Here is a 15,408-nt window from a genome sequence, read left to right as displayed (position 1 = left end):
GTGCCGGAATTGTTCCACGTGAAACCACCGGGCGAGATCTTGCAGGTCGGCGAGAGCCGACTGCATGTTCTTGCCGAGGGCGACGGCCCCGTCGTCGTCCTGTGCGGTGGGCTGGCGGGCAATTGGTTCGACTGGGATGACTGCGCGCGTCATCTTCAGTCGGACCACACCGTAGTCCGCTTCGATCGCCCGGGCTTCGGGCTCAGCGAGCCTACTTCCGAAGTTCCGACCGTCCGCGGCGAAGCTCAGCGGATCTGCGACGTGCTCGACACTCTGGGACTGAGTGGTCCGGCCGTCGTCGTCGGCCACTCCATCGCCGGCTTCTACGTCGAAGGCTTCGCGCGCCTGTTCCCCGATCGGGCGGCGGGGATGCTCCTCCTCGATTCCAGTGCCGAGAAGGAGCCGAAACGTCTGTTCCCCCGCGACCTGCTGCTGATCGCCTCCCGGGCCGCCGCGGCCTCGTTCAGCACCACCGGGCTCCAACGACTCCTCGGTACGACGACGCGCAAGATCCTCAACCAGTCCGTGCCGCCGAGCGGGTCGTCCGAAGCCACTCTCGAATGGGTCCGGAAGATCTACCGCGAGCCTCATTATCTGGAAGCGGCGATGATCGAATACGTCGCGTACACCGATATGGCGCTGGAGCTCACCGCTTTACGACGCTCGAGCAAGCATCCACTGCCCGACATCGACCTCAGCGTCGTCGCCGCACACACTGGCCACACCACTCCCTGGTCCATCGCCTGGATGGCAAAGCAGCAGAAACTCGCCACCTACCTCGGTGGGAGTTTTCACGTCCTGCGCCCGGCGCATCACCACGCGATGATCGACCAACCCGAGGAGTTGGCGAACTTGATTCGGCGCCTCACGCAGCCGAACCGTCGGGGATGACACTTAAAGTTACAACTCGGACAGTAGCCGGATCATTGCTAGTCTCGGACAGCTTCTGCTTTCTACGACAGGCTGACCATGGACCGTTCGACACGTCGGGTGCGCTCGTGCCTGATTTTCGTGGCGATCCTCGTTGTCGCCCTGGCGGGCATCGCCGCCCGTCCGCCCGGTTTTCTGTCGACCTTCTGGCCCGCCAACGCGATCCTTCTGGGCATTCTCCTCCGTAACCCGCGCTCGTTTGCGCCGATCGGACTCGCTGTCGGCGGCGCCGCGCTGCTGACGGCGGATCTTGCGACCGGAAGCCCCGTGCAGAGGGCCTTCGAACTGAATGCGATCAATCTGGTCGGCGTCACGACAGGATTGATCGCCGCGAACTTGCTCGGCTGCTTTCCACGGCGAATCTCCGAGACGAAGTACACGGCCAGAATCTTCCTCATCTCGGTTCTGGCGTCGATCACGGCCGGGTCCGCCAGCGCACTACGCACTCAACTCCACGACGGAAGCGGTGCGGCAACGGAATTGGTGGGGTGGTTCTTCGCCGATCTGTGTACGTATCTGATCGTGCTGCCGATCGTTCTGTCGGCACCGACGCTCGAACACATTCGAAGAACCTGCGGGCCGTCCGTGCGGCAGAGTCTGCGCTTGAGGCGGCTCGCACAGATCCTGGCACCTCTGGCCGCTCTCCTGGCCTGTCTGCCACTCGCCCTGGAGGTCCAGGGAGCCCTTGCGCTGCTGCTGCCGATGCCGGCGCTCCTGTGGTGCGCAATGCGTGTCTCACTGTTCAGCACTTCGCTCCTGGCAGCCGGATGGAGCGCGTGGGCACTGGTCATGGCGGGTAAGGGACGTCTGGCGCTGGCAGATCCGGTGCACCTACTCAGTGAGGGGGTGACCACCCGGATCTCCGTCATCTTGATGGCACTCTCCCCCATCGCCGTAGCCGTCGCCACTGGCGCACAGCGGCGCGCTGAGCGAGAACTCCAACGCATCGCCGAATGCGACGCCCTCACCGGAACGCTGAGTCGCCACGCGTTCTGGACCCAATCGCAGGAACTCCTCGACGCCCAGCACGCGGCGCAACGACCAATCGCCGTCATGATGCTCGATCTCGACCACTTCAAATCGATCAACGACAACCTCGGCCACCTCACCGGCGATTCGGTCCTCGAACAGTTCGGAAACACCCTCCTCGCCGCTACCGAAGGGCTGGGACTCTCCGGCCGACTGGGTGGTGAAGAATTTGCCGTCGCCGCCGCCGACTGCACCTTCGAGGAAGCCATCCAGCTCGCGGAGCGCATCAGAGAGGCGCAAGAGGCCCACGCGCGATCCATTCGCGGTTTCGCGGGAACGGTCAGTATCGGCGTCGCCTGGGCCGATCGCGCGATGCCGGGCATGGAGACTCTGCTCGATATCGCCGACAACGCGATGTACCAGGCAAAACGCGACGGCCGAAACCTCGTGGTGGCGTTCGATCTGTACATGGCAAGGTGACGTAGGTGCAACTACTCCTGATCCGACACGCTCTCCCCGAACTGGCCGAGGTCACCGAAGGCCGCGCAGATCCCTCGCTGACCGACGAAGGTCGTGCCCAGGCACTACGGCTGCCCGCAGCACTGGCGCCGTACCGGATCACCGGACTCTTCAGCAGCCCGCAAAAGCGCGCACTCGAGACCGCAGCCCCGGTAGCGCAGATATTGGGCCTTCCGGTCACCCAGCGCGAGGGTCTGGCGGAATACGACTACGAGCAGCCGCACTACATCCCGATGCACGAGGTCCTGGAGCGGGCGCCGGAAACCTATGCGCGCATCAAAGCCGGCTGGCTCCCCGAGTCGGTGGACGGCGACGCCTTTCGTGCGCGAGTCCGCGGTGCGATCGACGAGATAGTCGCGGCAACGGACAACGACGCCACCGTGGCGATCTTCTGCCACGGCGGCGTCGTCAACATCGTTCTGCAGGAACTGCTCGGACTGGAGCGCCCGTTGACCTTCCCGATCGAGTACGTGTCCGTCACGCGCATCCTCGTGTCGCGAGACGGAAGCCGCAGGGTCGGGTCGATCAACGAAACCGGTCACGTACGCAACATGCTTCGCGTGTAGTCACACGTGGTGGCACGCCACCTGATGGCCGCCCTCGACGAGACGCAGCTCGGGAACTTCCTCGGCGCAGAGATCAGTAGCCAGCGGGCACCGCGTGCGGAAGCGGCAGCCACTGGGCGGATTGAGCGGCGAGGGCAGTTCGATGACCCTCTGCTCGACGTTCTGCGCCGCGGTGACGGTGGCGTCGGGATCGGGAATCGACGCCAGCAGTAGCTGCGTATACGGGTGCAGCGCGCGGTTCTGCATGTCTTCTGCGGGAACGATTTCGCAGACGCGGCCCAAGTACATGATCATCACGCGGTCGCTGATGTTCTTCACGACGGCCATGTTGTGCGCGATGAACAGCAGAGACAGCCCGTGACGCTTCTTCGCGTCCTCGAGCAGGTTCAGAATCTGCGCCTGCACGGAGACGTCGAGGCTCGAGACCGGCTCGTCACAGATCAGGACCTTGGGGTCGAGCATCAATGCGCGGGCGATGCACACGCGCTGGCACTGACCACCCGAGAGTTCGCGTGGGGTTCGGTCCCATACCATGTCCGGGTCCAGCCCGACCTCGGCAAGAACCTCGCGCGCCCGAGCTTCGATGGCGGCCTTGTCTTTTCCGCCCCAGATCGACGGACCCTCGGTGATGAGAGCCTTGACCTTGCGTCGCGGGTTCAGCGAGGAGATGGGATCCTGAAAGATCATCTGCAACTGAGTACGGCTGCGACGCAATTCTTCCGCGCCCAGTGCCGTCATTTCCGTCTCTCCGAGGCGGATCGAGCCCGACGTCGGTGAGGGCAACTGCATGATCGCCCGGCCCGCCGTGGACTTGCCACAGCCGGATTCACCCACCACGCCCAAGGTTTCGCCCGGCGCGACGGTGAAGCTGATCCCGGACACGGCGTGAACGGTCTGCCCCTTGCCGACGTTGAATTCGACGACCAAGTCCTCGACCGTCAGGGCCGCGTCCACCGTCTCGGGCTTTCTGGTATCCACTGATGCAGTCATCAGACCATCTCCTTCACCGCGAGCGTCAGGCCCGCTGCGGTAGTGCCGGCCTTCTCGTTGGCGACCAATGCCGTTGTGCCTTCAGGGGTGTCCACCGGGTAGTGGCACGCGAACGTGTGGCTTTCGGTTGTATTGTCCCCCGGTCCGCCGGGAGCCAGAGCCGGGTCGCCGGTCAGGCAGTCGTCCTGGGCGTAACGGCAGCGAGCGGCGAAGCGGCAACCGGTGATCGGCTTCGTCATGTCCGGGAGACCGCCCGGAATTGTCTGCAGCACTGTGTGCGTCGGTGACTCGAGTCGCGGAATCGCGGCCATCAGCGCTTCGGTGTACGGGTGACGAGGACGAGTGAACAACTCTTCGGTTGCCGACGTTTCCACGACGGAACCGGCGTACATGACCGCGACACGGTCCGATCGACCCGAGACCACACCGAGGTCGTGGCTGATCAGGATGACGGCCATGTTGAGCTTGTCGTTGAGTGAGGCGAGCAGATCGAGAATCTGCTTCTGCACCGTCACGTCGAGAGCGGTGGTCGGCTCGTCGGCGATCAGCAGTTTCGGCTCGCAGGCCAGCGCCATCGCGATGACCACACGCTGTCGCATACCTCCCGAAAGTTCGTGGGGGTACTGGTCGAGCCGACGCTTGGGCTCGGGGATACCCACCATCGACAGGAGTTCCGCTGCGCGATCGCGGGCCGCGTCCTTCCTCAGACCCAGGTGGAACTTCAAGGATTCGGTGATGTGGGTACCGATGCGCTTGAACGGATTGAGCGAGGTCATCGGATCCTGGAAGACCATGGCGATCTCGGGTCCCCAGAAGTGCTTCATCTCCGACTTCTTCATCGTCGACATGTCGCGGCCGGCAAACGTCACCGTCCCGCTGATGTCGAGAGCCGGACCCTTCTGGAGCAATCCCATGATGGTGCGCCCGAGAACCGACTTGCCGGAACCGGATTCACCCACGATGCCGAGAGTCTCGCCGGCGGAGACGTGGATCGAGACACCGTCGACTGCTCGCAACTGGCCACGGGGAGTGGCGAATACGGTTCTGATGTTGTCCGCCTGCAGCAGCGGAACGCCGTGCTGAGCTGAAGTGGTCACAGCTTACTCCGATACTTCTCGCCGATGAGGTTGAAGGAGAACACCGTCAGGAAGAGGAAGACGCCTGGTACCAGGACGATGAACGGATGCTTCTCCACGATCCCGCCCTGACCTTCCGCAATCATGTTGCCCCAGGTCGGATCAGGTTGTGCGATACCGAGTCCGAGGAAGCTCAGTGATGCTTCCGCGACGATCAGGCCGGAAACGGCCACCAGGCCGAGCGCGGCGACGGGAACGAGGACGTTGGGAACCAACTCGCGCCAGATGACGCGCCATTTGGTGGCGCCCATGGCTCTCGCGGCAAGCACGAACTCGCGTTGGGCGACGACGATGGTGTTTGCCCTGGCGATTCGAACCATGCTGGGAATGCAGAGAATCGACAGTGCGAGGGTGATGTTGCGCAGGTTCGACGTGAGCACCGCGGCCAGTGCGATGAGCAGCACCAGAGAAGGAATGGCCAGCAGCGAGTTGGTCAGGATTCCGACCACGGCGTCGACCTTGCCACGGAAATAGCCGGCCATGACGCCGATGGTGCCACCGATGATCATGCCGATCAGCACGGCGCAGATGGCGACAGTCAAGGAGGCACGAGCACCGAACAGGGCGCGGGCGAGGAGGTCGAGGCCGAAGTTGTTGGTACCCAACGGATGATCGGAGAGCAGGCTCGGCGAGGCGAAGCCCGGCTCGGCCAAGGTCTTGACCGTGTCCTTGTACTCACCGAGCGGCAGCAGCGGCGCGAAGATCGCGGCCAGGATCAGCGCGACCAGCCAGATGCACGCCAACCAGTACGAGAGATCGAACTGACTGCCCCACTTGGACGTACCGAGTTTGCCGAGCCCCTTGAAGAGGAAAACCAGGGCAACGAGCGCGAGCACGATGCGGACGGTCATCATGATCGCTGAACCGAAGAGTGCGGTGCCGAGCAGCGCAACGCCGACCACTGTGAGAATCGATCCGATCAGGACCAGATTCTTGGGCTGTTCCAGCGTCTCGACGGGACCGGGAGCCAGCAGGACTGTCTGCTGCCGGTATGTCATCACCTCGGACGGGGCCGGCGACGGGGCCGCTCCGTCTGGCGTCACTTCAGACATGGACACGACGACTCCTCGGGTCAAGATAGGTGTACAGAACATCGATCGCACTGTTGACGAGGACGTAGATGACCGCGATCACGACCACCGCGCCCAGCAGCATCGGCGAATCACCCTGCTGCGCTGCGCGGACGATGAGCGTGCCCATTCCGGGCAGTGAGAACAGCGTCTCGACGATCACGGTGCTGCCGATCATGCCGCCGAGAGCCAGACCCATCATCGTGATGAGCGAGAACGACGACGGGCGAAGCGCGTCACTGAAAAGCACTCGCAGCGTGGGCATTCCCTTGGCCTTCGACGCGAGGATGTAATCCTCACGGAGCGTCGTCACCAGGTCGGATCGGAGAACGCGAGTGAACATCGCCATCTCGAGGAGGCTGATGGTGATCGCGGGAAGTATTGCGTGTGAAAGGTTTCCGGACAGGCTGTCGCCGATGCGCACCCACTGTGATCGCGGGAACCAGCCGAGCCAGTTGACGGTGACCATGATCAGCAACAGACCGGCGAGGAAGCTCGGGACGGAAAGAACACCGAACGTCGCGGCGCTGATGACGCGGTCGATGACGCCGCCTTCGTGGTGCGCCGACCAGAGTGCGAGCGGAACTGCGACGACGAGTGCGATGACCAGACCCATCACTGCCAACTGAACGCTGACGGGGAGAGCGGAACTGATCGCGGTGAGTACATCCTGCTGCGGGGGAACGAGCGAGTTGCCGAGGTCGCCCTGGAGCGCGCTGGTCAGCCAGTCCCAATAGCGAACCAGGAGTGGATCGTTGAGTCCGAGCTGTTGCCGAACTTCCTCGTACTCGGCAGGCGTTCGGCCTTCACCGAGAACGGAGACAGCGGGATCGCCGGGGATCAGTGATGCCAGCACGAAGGTTCCGAAGCTGACGATCAGGATCACAATGACGAGCTGGCCCAATTTCTTACCTATTGCGCCGATGTTCATCGATTTCGTCTCCTTCGGACAGCGAGCTCGCAATACACAGCAGTTCCTCTGATTTCATTTCTTCGTTCGCAGCCGGCCCCGATCCGCTGCAATACGGGCGCGGGGCCGGCTGTGAACTTCAGGCTCTCTAGGACTTCCAAGCTCCGTCGAAGAGCACGATTCCGTCGAGGCTCTGCTCGAGTCCGTGAACGTTCTGGTTCCACACGTCGAGTGCGGCGACGTTGCCCCACACCTGCCACGGGACGGTCTCGTTGGCGCGTTCCTGGATCTGTGCCAGGACTGCCTTCTTGTCCTCGTCGGTGGTTGCGACGCCCAACTTGTCCAGGAGAGCATCCATTTCGGCGTCGGAGTAGCCGGTCGCGTTGTTACGGCCACCGGACTTGATGCCCGTGTACAGACGCTCGTAGGGATCGGCCTCGGCGAGGCTCAGTGCTGCGGTGCTCATGTCGTAGTCGTGATCGGCGTACATCCGCTTGACCAGATCACCTGCACCGGTGACGTATTCGATCTGAGCGTCGAAGCCGACTGCGTTGAGCATCGCCTGGATGGCCAGAGCCGTTGCCTGTGCGGACGGTTCCTGGATGGAGAGGAAGGTGATCTTTCCGTCGTAGCCGTCGGCCTTGGCCTGATCGAGCAGTTCCTTCGCCTTGGCGGGATCGACGCCGATCGGTGCGACGTCGTTGTGCCAGCGCGAGGTGTCCTGGAAGATCTCCTGGCCGGGCAGTCCCTTGCCGTTGTTGACGCGGGTGTTGAGCGTCTCCGGATCGACGGCCAGCGCCATCGCCTGGCGGACACGGACATCCGAGCCCGGCCGGCCCGGGGCCATGTTCACGTTGGCGATGTAACCGAGCGACGGGATGTCGACGAAGCCGGGGTAACCCGACTCGATCAGATCCAGGATCGGGGTGAGCGTACGCATGTACGCGGCGTCGATGCCGCCCGTCTTGAGTGCTTCGGCGGTGGGCTGAGCTCCGACGATGCTGATCAGCTTGAGCTTGTCGATGTTCGGTGCGCCGTCGTAGTAGTCGGGGCGAGCAGCCAACAGCAGTTCCTCGTTGGGAGCGAACTTCTCGAGGGTGAAGGCGCCGGCGCCGATCGGGGTGAACTGGTCACCCTGCTGGGCGCTCGGGGCGACGATCATGCCGGGTCCGGTGGCGAGCATCGACTGGATGCCTGTCCACGGATCAACGAGGTTGAAGACTACGGTCGTCGCGTCGGGGGTGTCGATCGAGGCAACCTTGGAAGCCCACAGGCTCGACTGAGGTCCCTTGTTGGTGACGTAGCGGTTGATGCTGTCGGCGACGGCCTTCGAGTCGAGAGCTGTGCCATCGCTGAACTTCACACCGTCGCGGAGCTTCAGCGTCCAGGTCTTGCTGTCCGAACTCGCTTCGAGCGACTGAGCGAGCTTGGGCTCGAACTTCTGCCCGATGGGGTCGTAACGCATGAGCACGTCGTAGATGGCGCTGAGCTCGCTGCCACCGGTGGCGCCGGCAACCTGAGCCTTCGCGGGATCGAGAGTCGTGACCGCCGAGTAACCGCTGAACGTCAGCGTGCCGCCCTTGGTGGGAGTGCCGGGATCAGCCTGCTCGTTGACCATGCCGATCTTCAGCGAGGAACCGGAATCAGCGGATTCGCCGCCGCCATTGCTCGAGCCGTTGTCGGCGCACGACGCCAGGAACATACTTGCGGTGATCGCCAGCGCAGCCGCAGCCAATCTGCGACTTCCGCGGCGGGAACTACGACTCATTCGAATGCCTCCAAGGCGGGGTAAGACCGTGACGTGATGTTGAACACGAAACAGTCTGTGATGGGAGGCACAGAAAATTGGATCGAGTCTCGCTCAGTGGAATCGGTTAAGTTGCAGGCCTCAACAGTCAGGTAAACCGACCCTGGCCAGCGGTTACCTTCGCGGACAGCAGACCAGCCGGTCTAGTCCCGGTCGAGCGTCGCTTCCTCGAGATCGAGCTCGCGAAGTACCTTCCGGAGGACCTCGTCGTCGATCCGGCCGGCATCGCGTTCGGCGATGAAGACGCCTCGCTCGGCATCGATCATCTCGAGGCGCAGCGAGCGGAAGGCGTTCGACGGGCTCTCCCCCAGATCCTCGTCGCTGCGTCCCAGTCGCTCCCACGCCGAGTTCGCGCGGTGGGTGTTCCAGCTTCGCAAGATGTCCGCGGCACGATTGCGGACCTGTGGAACGTCGTCGGCGTCGGCTCCGACCAACTCGTCCAGCCGCGCCGCAGCGGCCCGTGCAGCCTTGTCCTGAGCGGCCGCCTCGGCGCGTGCGTCGGACTGCTCTTCGTCCCCCTGCACGCCGAGGACACGGATCACCCACGGCAACGTCAGGCCGTGCAGCAACAGCGTGCCGACCACGACGACAAACGTCAGGAACAGGATCAGCGACCGCCCCGGGAAGTCCTCCCCACTGTTGACCGTCAGCGGAATGGCGAAGGCAGCTGCCAGCGACACGACCCCTCGCATACCGGCCCACGACACGACGAACACCGCCCGCGCCGAAATCTCCGGCTCTCGCGCTCGAATACGCGGCGACAGCCAGCGCGGTACGTACGTGAACGGGAACACCCAGGCGATTCGGACCACCACGACGGTCACGAGAACCGCAACCGACGCCCAGACGACGATCGAAGTGCTGTACCCCTGCAATCCGTTGACGACACTGGGCAATTGGAGACCGATCAACAGGAAGACGAACGACTCCAGGATCAGGTCGACGGCCCTCCACACTGCCGTGTCCTGCAAACGCGTCGCATAACTCGCGCGGGTGGAGCGCTGGCCGAGGAACAATCCGGCTACGACGACCGCGATGACGCCCGACGCGTGGACCTCTTCCGCAGCGAGGTAGGTGAAGAACGGCACCACCAATCCGATTCCGCTCTCCATCACCGGATCCTGGAGCTTGCCGCGAACCTTCGAGATGACGAACCCCACCGCGAGGCCGATCACCGTTCCACCGACCGCCGCGACGAGGAAGGTCTCGAAGCCGCCGATCAGCGTCGCACCCGTACCGACGGCAGCCGCGAGAGCGACCTTGTACGCCGTCAGAGCGGTGGCGTCGTTGAGCAGGCTCTCCCCGCCCAGCAGGGTCATGATTCGGCGCGGCAGGCCGAGCTTGCGTCCGATTGCGCTCGCGGACACCGCGTCCGGCGGCGCCACGATCGCGCCGAGAACCAGCGCAGCCGCTATCGAGAACTCCGGCACGATCAGGTAGGCGACAAAGCCCACCGCAGCCGTCGTCGCCAGGGGAAGCCCCACTGCGAGAAATCCGATCGGACGCAGATTCGAGCGCAAAGCCAGGTATGAACTGTCCAGTGCTGCCGAGTACAGAAGTGGAGGCAACACGACGAACAGGACGAGGTCGGGATCGAGTTCCAATTCCGGAACACCCGGTATCTGACAGGCGATCAAACCGACCAGGACGAGGATCAGCGGCGAAGACAGCCCGAACCTTCGCGCGACCGCCGCCACCAGCAACGCCGCTACTACAACCCCCAGTAATATGCCGTTCACCCTGGCAGCATGCAGTATGGAAGGCGATGAAGAAAATCCTGAAGCGAGCAGCAGCTCGCACACAGCAGCCCGCACCCGCTCCCACCGGTTGCGAGGAATTAACCAATGCGCCCGAAACAGACCCGGCGGCGCTGACGCCCGGCGTCTGCCAGGAGTGCGCCGAGTTGGGTGAGGATAACTGGTCTCACCTGCGCATGTGCCTGTCCTGCGGCCACGTCGGATGCTGCGATTCCAGCCCTCATCAGCACGCCACCAACCACTACCGCGAAACCGGGCACCCGGTCATGCGCTCACACGAGCCCGGCGAATCCTGGCGCTGGTGCTACGTCCACGACCTGATGGACTGACCGCGCGCGACTGGCGGTGCACTGCGCATAGTGCCCACCTGTCACGGCGCACAGCCCTCGGTGTTGCGCACATTGCTCAATCCACCGGGTAGCTATTGCCCAATCTGTATGCCGATGATGGACTTTGACGCAGAATCTGCACAACAGATCGACAGGTGCGGCTGGACTTTGCCGCACCGAACGGTTCGGCCTCAGGAAGTCCTGCCAAACATCACAACCACATCGTCGGCCCCACGATCTGGGGTACAGGCGGTGCGGTGATCGATGTCCACTACTGAAGGCAGGACCGGCCGTGAACAGCCCCAACATCGACCAGAACGCTCCCGAGTCACTGGCGGAGATCGAGAAGCGCGTTCTGTGGTTGTCGACCGCGATGATCCATCACGCCAACCGTGTCCGTCCGAATCCCAGCGGGCTCAAGGTCGGCGGCCATCAGGCCTCGTGCGCGTCGATGGTCTCGATCATGACGTCCCTGTGGTTCGGCCAACTTCGTTCCGGCGACCGGGTTTCCGTCAAGCCGCATGCGGCGCCGGTGCTCCACGGCATCAACTATCTCCTCGGTGAACTCGACGAGTCCTACCTGACGACTCTGCGCGAATTCGGGGGCCTGCAGAGCTACCCGAGTCGATCGAAAGATCCTGATCCGGTGGATTATTCGACCGGTTCGGTGGGCATCGGCGCGACGGCTCCCATCTGGGGCGCCATCGCTCGCCGATACGTCGACGCCTCCCTCGGCGGCGCCGGAACCGGGCGTCAGTACTCCCTGGTCGGTGACGCCGAACTCGACGAGGGCGCTGTGTGGGAAGCAGTTCTCGATCATTCGGTTGCCGAACTGGGTGAGATCGTGTGGATAGTCGACCTCAACCGCCAATCACTCGACCGGGTGGTGCCGAACATCGCGGCAACCCGCCTGGAGCGCATGTTCTCGGGTGCCGGCTGGCAGGTCATCACCGTGAAGTTCGGTGCGCTGCTCGAATCACTGTTCACCCGGCCGGGCGGCACCGCGTTGCGCGAACGAATCCTGGACATGCCGAATCCGGAGTATCAGCGTCTGCTGCGATGCACGGCCGACGAGGTACGTCTGAGACTGCCCGGCGACGCGGTGGACGCCGACGCGATCACGGCGCTGATCGACGACCTCGACGACGCCACGGTGCTCGAAGCCATCCGCAATCTCGGTGGCCACGACCTCGATGCTCTGCGAGAGGCGTACGCACAGATCGACGACACCCGTCCCACCGTGATCATCGCGTACACGATCAAGGGCCGGGGCCTGCCGACGCAGGGCCATCCGCAGAACCACTCGTCGCTACTCACCACCGAGCAGTACGAGATTCTGGCGGCGGAACTCGGCATGGATCCGTCGAATCCCTGGGAACGGTTCGAGACCGACAGCCCGTCCGGCCGCATCTGCGCCGAAACCGCTGGGCGCCTGGCTCGCCCGAAGGTGGAGCATCTGGTGCCCCCGGCAGTTCCGAAAGACATCGGCCGTACGCCCTCCGGCACGTCCACCACTCAGGCAGCTCTCGGCCGGGTACTACTCGACCTCAGCCGCGAAGCGCCGGACGCCGCGAAACGTGTTGTCACACTGAGCCCGGACGTCAGTTCCACCACCAACCTCGCAGGCTGGCTGAACAAGGTCGGCGTGTGGTCCCCCGACGAGCGGCACAACTGGTTTGCCGACGACGCCGAAACGATCATGCACTGGCGTGAGAAGCCCACCGGTCAGCACATGGAACTCGGTATCGCCGAGACCAACCTGGTCGGACTGATGGGCGAACTCGGTGCGACCTGGAGTCGTTGGGGCCAGCCACTCTTCCCCATCGGGGTGATGTACGACCCCTTCATCGAGCGGGCTCTCGAACCGTGGTCGTACGGCATCTACGCCGGAGGGCAGTCGATCATGGTCGGCACTCCGTCGGGCGTCACCTTGGCCGCCGAAGGTGGTGCGCACCAGTCGATCAAGACCCCGTCCATCGGACTGGAACAGCCGGGTTGCACCAGTTTCGAACCGGCATTCGCCGTCGACGTGGAGTGGACGCTCCTCGACAGCATCGGACGCCTCGGTCGCCCGGACGGCAGCTCGTCGTATCTGCGCCTGTCGACCCGTCCGGTCGATCAGGCCCTGGCCGCGGTACCGACCGATCCGGCTGCGCGAGAACGCCGTCGACGTCAGGTGGTGGCCGGGGCATACACACTGCGGCACAACCCTGATCCGGCCGTCACCCTGGTCGGCATGGGTGCCACCGTCACCGAAACACTGGTCGCAGCCGAAAGACTAAGCGAGCAGGGCATTTCCGCCGACGTCGTCTGCGTGACCAGCCCCGGCTTGCTCTTCGAAGCACTCCAGTCTCGGCGCGGTCTCGCGGACGGTCCGTCGTGGATCCTGGATCAGGTCTTTCCGAGCAGCCGGTCCGCGCCGATGGTGACCGTTCTCGACGGGCACCCGCACACCCTCGCGTTCCTGACTGGAATCAACAACGTTCCGGGCGCTGCGCTCGGAGTGAGCCGGTTCGGTCAGGTCGGTTCGCTCGAGGACGTCTACCGGTACCACGGCCTCGACTCCGACAGCATCGTCCGCGCTGCCCTCGATCTCACTTCTTGATCGATCACACTCTCTGATGCCGAGAAGCGTCCCCGCAGGGACGCTTCTCGGGTCCAGTCAGTTCTACAGCTGTCTAGTTCTTCCAGGCCTTGTCGAAGAACATGATTCCGTCCAGGCTCTGCTGAATGCCGTGGACATTCTGTCCCCACACACCGAGCCACGGGGTGTTGCCGTAAACCTGCCACGGCACAACCTCGTTGGCGCGCTCCTGAATCTTGGCGAGCACCTCGATCTTCGCGTCGGTCGACGTCGCGACACCCAACTGGTCGAGAAGCGAATCGATCTCGGGGTCGGAGAAACTCGCGGCGTTGTTTCGCCCACCGGTCTTGAGGTTCGAGTACAGACGCTCGAACGGATCGGCTTCCGCGAGGTTGGCGGAACCTGTTGCCATGTCGAAGTCGCGGTCGGCGTACAAACGCTTGACGACGTCGGCAACCGAGTTGACGTACTCGATCTGGAAATCGAAACCGACGGCGTTGGCCATCGACTGCAGTGCCAGAGCCATCGCCTGCGCCGAATTCTCCTGCAGCGTCAGGTATGTGATCTTGCCGTCGTAACCGTCAGCCTTGGCCTCGTCGAGAAGCTGCTTCGCCTTGGCGGTGTCGACGCCGATCGGAGCGACGTCGTTGTGCCAGCGAGAGGTGTCCTGGAAGATGACCTGCCCGGGCAGACCCTTGCCCTCGTTGAGTCGGTTGTCGAGTGCGACGGGATCGGTTGCGAGCGCCAATGCCTGACGGATGCGCACGTCGGCACCGGGACGACCGGGAGCCGTGTTGACGAGCGAGAGGTACGACAGCGACGGAATGTCGACGAAGCCCGGGTAGCCGGAGTCGATCAGATCCAGGACGTTCGGAAGCGAACGCATGTACGCGACGTCGGTGCCGCCGCTCTTGAGGGATTCGGTGGTGGACTGTGAACCGACGATGCTGATCAACCGCAGCTTGTCCACGTTCGGGGCACCGTCGAAGTAGTCTTCCCGAGCGTCGAGGATCAATTCCTCGTTGGGAGCGAACTTCTCGAGGGTGAAGGCACCCGCGCCGATCGGGGTGAACTGATCACCTTGCTGGGCGCTCGGCGCGACGATCATGCCGGGGCCCGTCGAGAGCAGTGACTCGATACCGGTCCACGGGTCGACGAGATTGAAGACGACCGTCGACGGATCCGGAGTGTCGACCGACGCGACCTTCGACGCGTACAGACTCGACTGCGGTCCCTTGTTGGTGACGTAGCGATTGAGGCTCGCCGAGACGGCCGCCGAATCCACCGGCGTCCCGTCGCTGAACTTCACACCGTCACGCAGTTCGAGGGTCCACGTCTTGAAGTCGGAACTCGGCTCCATCGACTCTGCGAGCTTCGGAACGAACTCCTTGGACGCCGGGTCGTACCGCAGGAGCGTGTCGTAGATCGCGCCCAACTCCGAACCGGCGACCGAACCGGCGATCTGAGTCTTCGCCGGATCGAGATTGGTGACGGCGGAGTACCCGCTGAACGTGAGGGTGCCGCCCTTGACCGGATCGCCCTCGCCGGACTGCTCGTTGACCGGGCCGATGGACAATCCCGAACCGGAGTCCGGTGCGTCGCCGCTCCCACCCCCGTTCCCGCTGTCAGCGCACGACGAGACGAACAGGCCGGCGGAGACTGCCAGCGCGACGGCGGCAACCTTGCGGTGACCGCGCCGAGAACTGCGACTCATTCAAAACCTCCAGGTCAGAAACTGTGATGTGAAGCATTGTCGAGACAGTTTGTGACTTAAGGCACAGGTATTAGTCGCAGGTCCCGCTCAGTGGAATGAAGCGCGACGATTGGTCAGTTTTCGAGCG

The 15,408-nt window shown here is 63.7% G+C and carries 12 protein-coding genes; 5 read left to right on the top strand and 7 right to left on the bottom strand.

The annotated features are described in order from the left end of the window. The 3 genes from RWT78_RS06130 (at position 1) to RWT78_RS06120 (ending at position 2,984) form a co-directional block, all read left to right on the top strand. Positions 1–891: an alpha/beta hydrolase gene (locus RWT78_RS06130; protein ID WP_314674678.1), complete on the top strand. Its 891-nt coding sequence runs from the start codon at positions 1–3 to the stop codon at positions 889–891. A 78-nt stretch (positions 892–969) separates the two neighbouring features. After that, positions 970–2,379, top strand: a complete 1,410-nt coding sequence (locus tag RWT78_RS06125; RefSeq protein WP_314674677.1) for a diguanylate cyclase — start codon at positions 970–972, stop codon at positions 2,377–2,379. 5 nt (positions 2,380–2,384) lie between these two features. Then, entirely contained in the window at positions 2,385–2,984 is a 600-nt protein-coding gene (locus RWT78_RS06120) for a histidine phosphatase family protein (RefSeq protein ID WP_314674676.1), read from the top strand. Here RWT78_RS06120 and RWT78_RS06115 read toward each other — a convergent pair whose 3' ends face one another. The 6 genes from RWT78_RS06115 to RWT78_RS06090 form a co-directional block, all read right to left on the bottom strand. Next, positions 2,985–3,974, bottom strand: coding sequence for an oligopeptide/dipeptide ABC transporter ATP-binding protein (locus RWT78_RS06115; RefSeq protein WP_314674674.1), 990 nt, complete (start codon positions 3,972–3,974; stop codon positions 2,985–2,987). It lies immediately after the preceding gene. After that, on the bottom strand, positions 3,974–5,071 hold the full coding sequence (locus tag RWT78_RS06110; protein ID WP_314674673.1) for an ABC transporter ATP-binding protein: 1,098 nt from the start codon (positions 5,069–5,071) through the stop codon (positions 3,974–3,976). The genes RWT78_RS06115 and RWT78_RS06110 overlap by 1 nt, the downstream gene beginning before the upstream one ends. Further along, positions 5,068–6,162 (bottom strand): ABC transporter permease, encoded by a 1,095-nt coding sequence (locus RWT78_RS06105; protein WP_007735813.1) that lies wholly within the window; start codon positions 6,160–6,162, stop codon positions 5,068–5,070. The genes RWT78_RS06110 and RWT78_RS06105 overlap by 4 nt, the downstream gene beginning before the upstream one ends. Beyond that, positions 6,155–7,111 (bottom strand): ABC transporter permease, encoded by a 957-nt coding sequence (locus tag RWT78_RS06100; protein WP_003943571.1) that lies wholly within the window; start codon positions 7,109–7,111, stop codon positions 6,155–6,157. The genes RWT78_RS06105 and RWT78_RS06100 overlap by 8 nt, the downstream gene beginning before the upstream one ends. Positions 7,112–7,238: 127 nt before the next feature. Next, positions 7,239–8,858 (bottom strand): ABC transporter substrate-binding protein, encoded by a 1,620-nt coding sequence (locus tag RWT78_RS06095; RefSeq protein WP_003943605.1) that lies wholly within the window; start codon positions 8,856–8,858, stop codon positions 7,239–7,241. 182 nt (positions 8,859–9,040) lie between these two features. After that, the gene (locus RWT78_RS06090) at positions 9,041–10,636 is read right to left on the bottom strand and encodes a Na+/H+ antiporter (RefSeq protein ID WP_030536674.1); all 1,596 of its coding nucleotides are present in this window, start codon (positions 10,634–10,636) and stop codon (positions 9,041–9,043) included. Between the two features lie 26 nt (positions 10,637–10,662). Between RWT78_RS06090 and RWT78_RS06085 the strand changes: the two genes are divergently transcribed. Further along, complete coding sequence (locus tag RWT78_RS06085) at positions 10,663–10,983, top strand: UBP-type zinc finger domain-containing protein (protein ID WP_003943615.1); 321 nt, start codon at positions 10,663–10,665, stop codon at positions 10,981–10,983. Between the two features lie 292 nt (positions 10,984–11,275). Then, positions 11,276–13,588, top strand: a complete 2,313-nt coding sequence (locus tag RWT78_RS06080; protein ID WP_314674668.1) for a transketolase-like TK C-terminal-containing protein — start codon at positions 11,276–11,278, stop codon at positions 13,586–13,588. Positions 13,589–13,661: 73 nt separating this feature from the next. On the opposite strand, the gene RWT78_RS06075 is transcribed toward RWT78_RS06080, so the two are convergent. After that, entirely contained in the window at positions 13,662–15,281 is a 1,620-nt protein-coding gene (locus RWT78_RS06075; RefSeq protein WP_158170496.1) for an ABC transporter substrate-binding protein, read from the bottom strand. Between the last annotated feature and the right edge of the window lie 127 nt (positions 15,282–15,408).

Source organism: uncultured Rhodococcus sp., from assembly GCF_963525155.1.
Lineage (GTDB): Bacteria > Actinomycetota > Actinomycetes > Mycobacteriales > Mycobacteriaceae > Rhodococcus_F > Rhodococcus_F qingshengii.
Note: the sequence above shows the minus strand (reverse complement) of the source record. Positions and strands in the feature narration are given on the sequence as shown.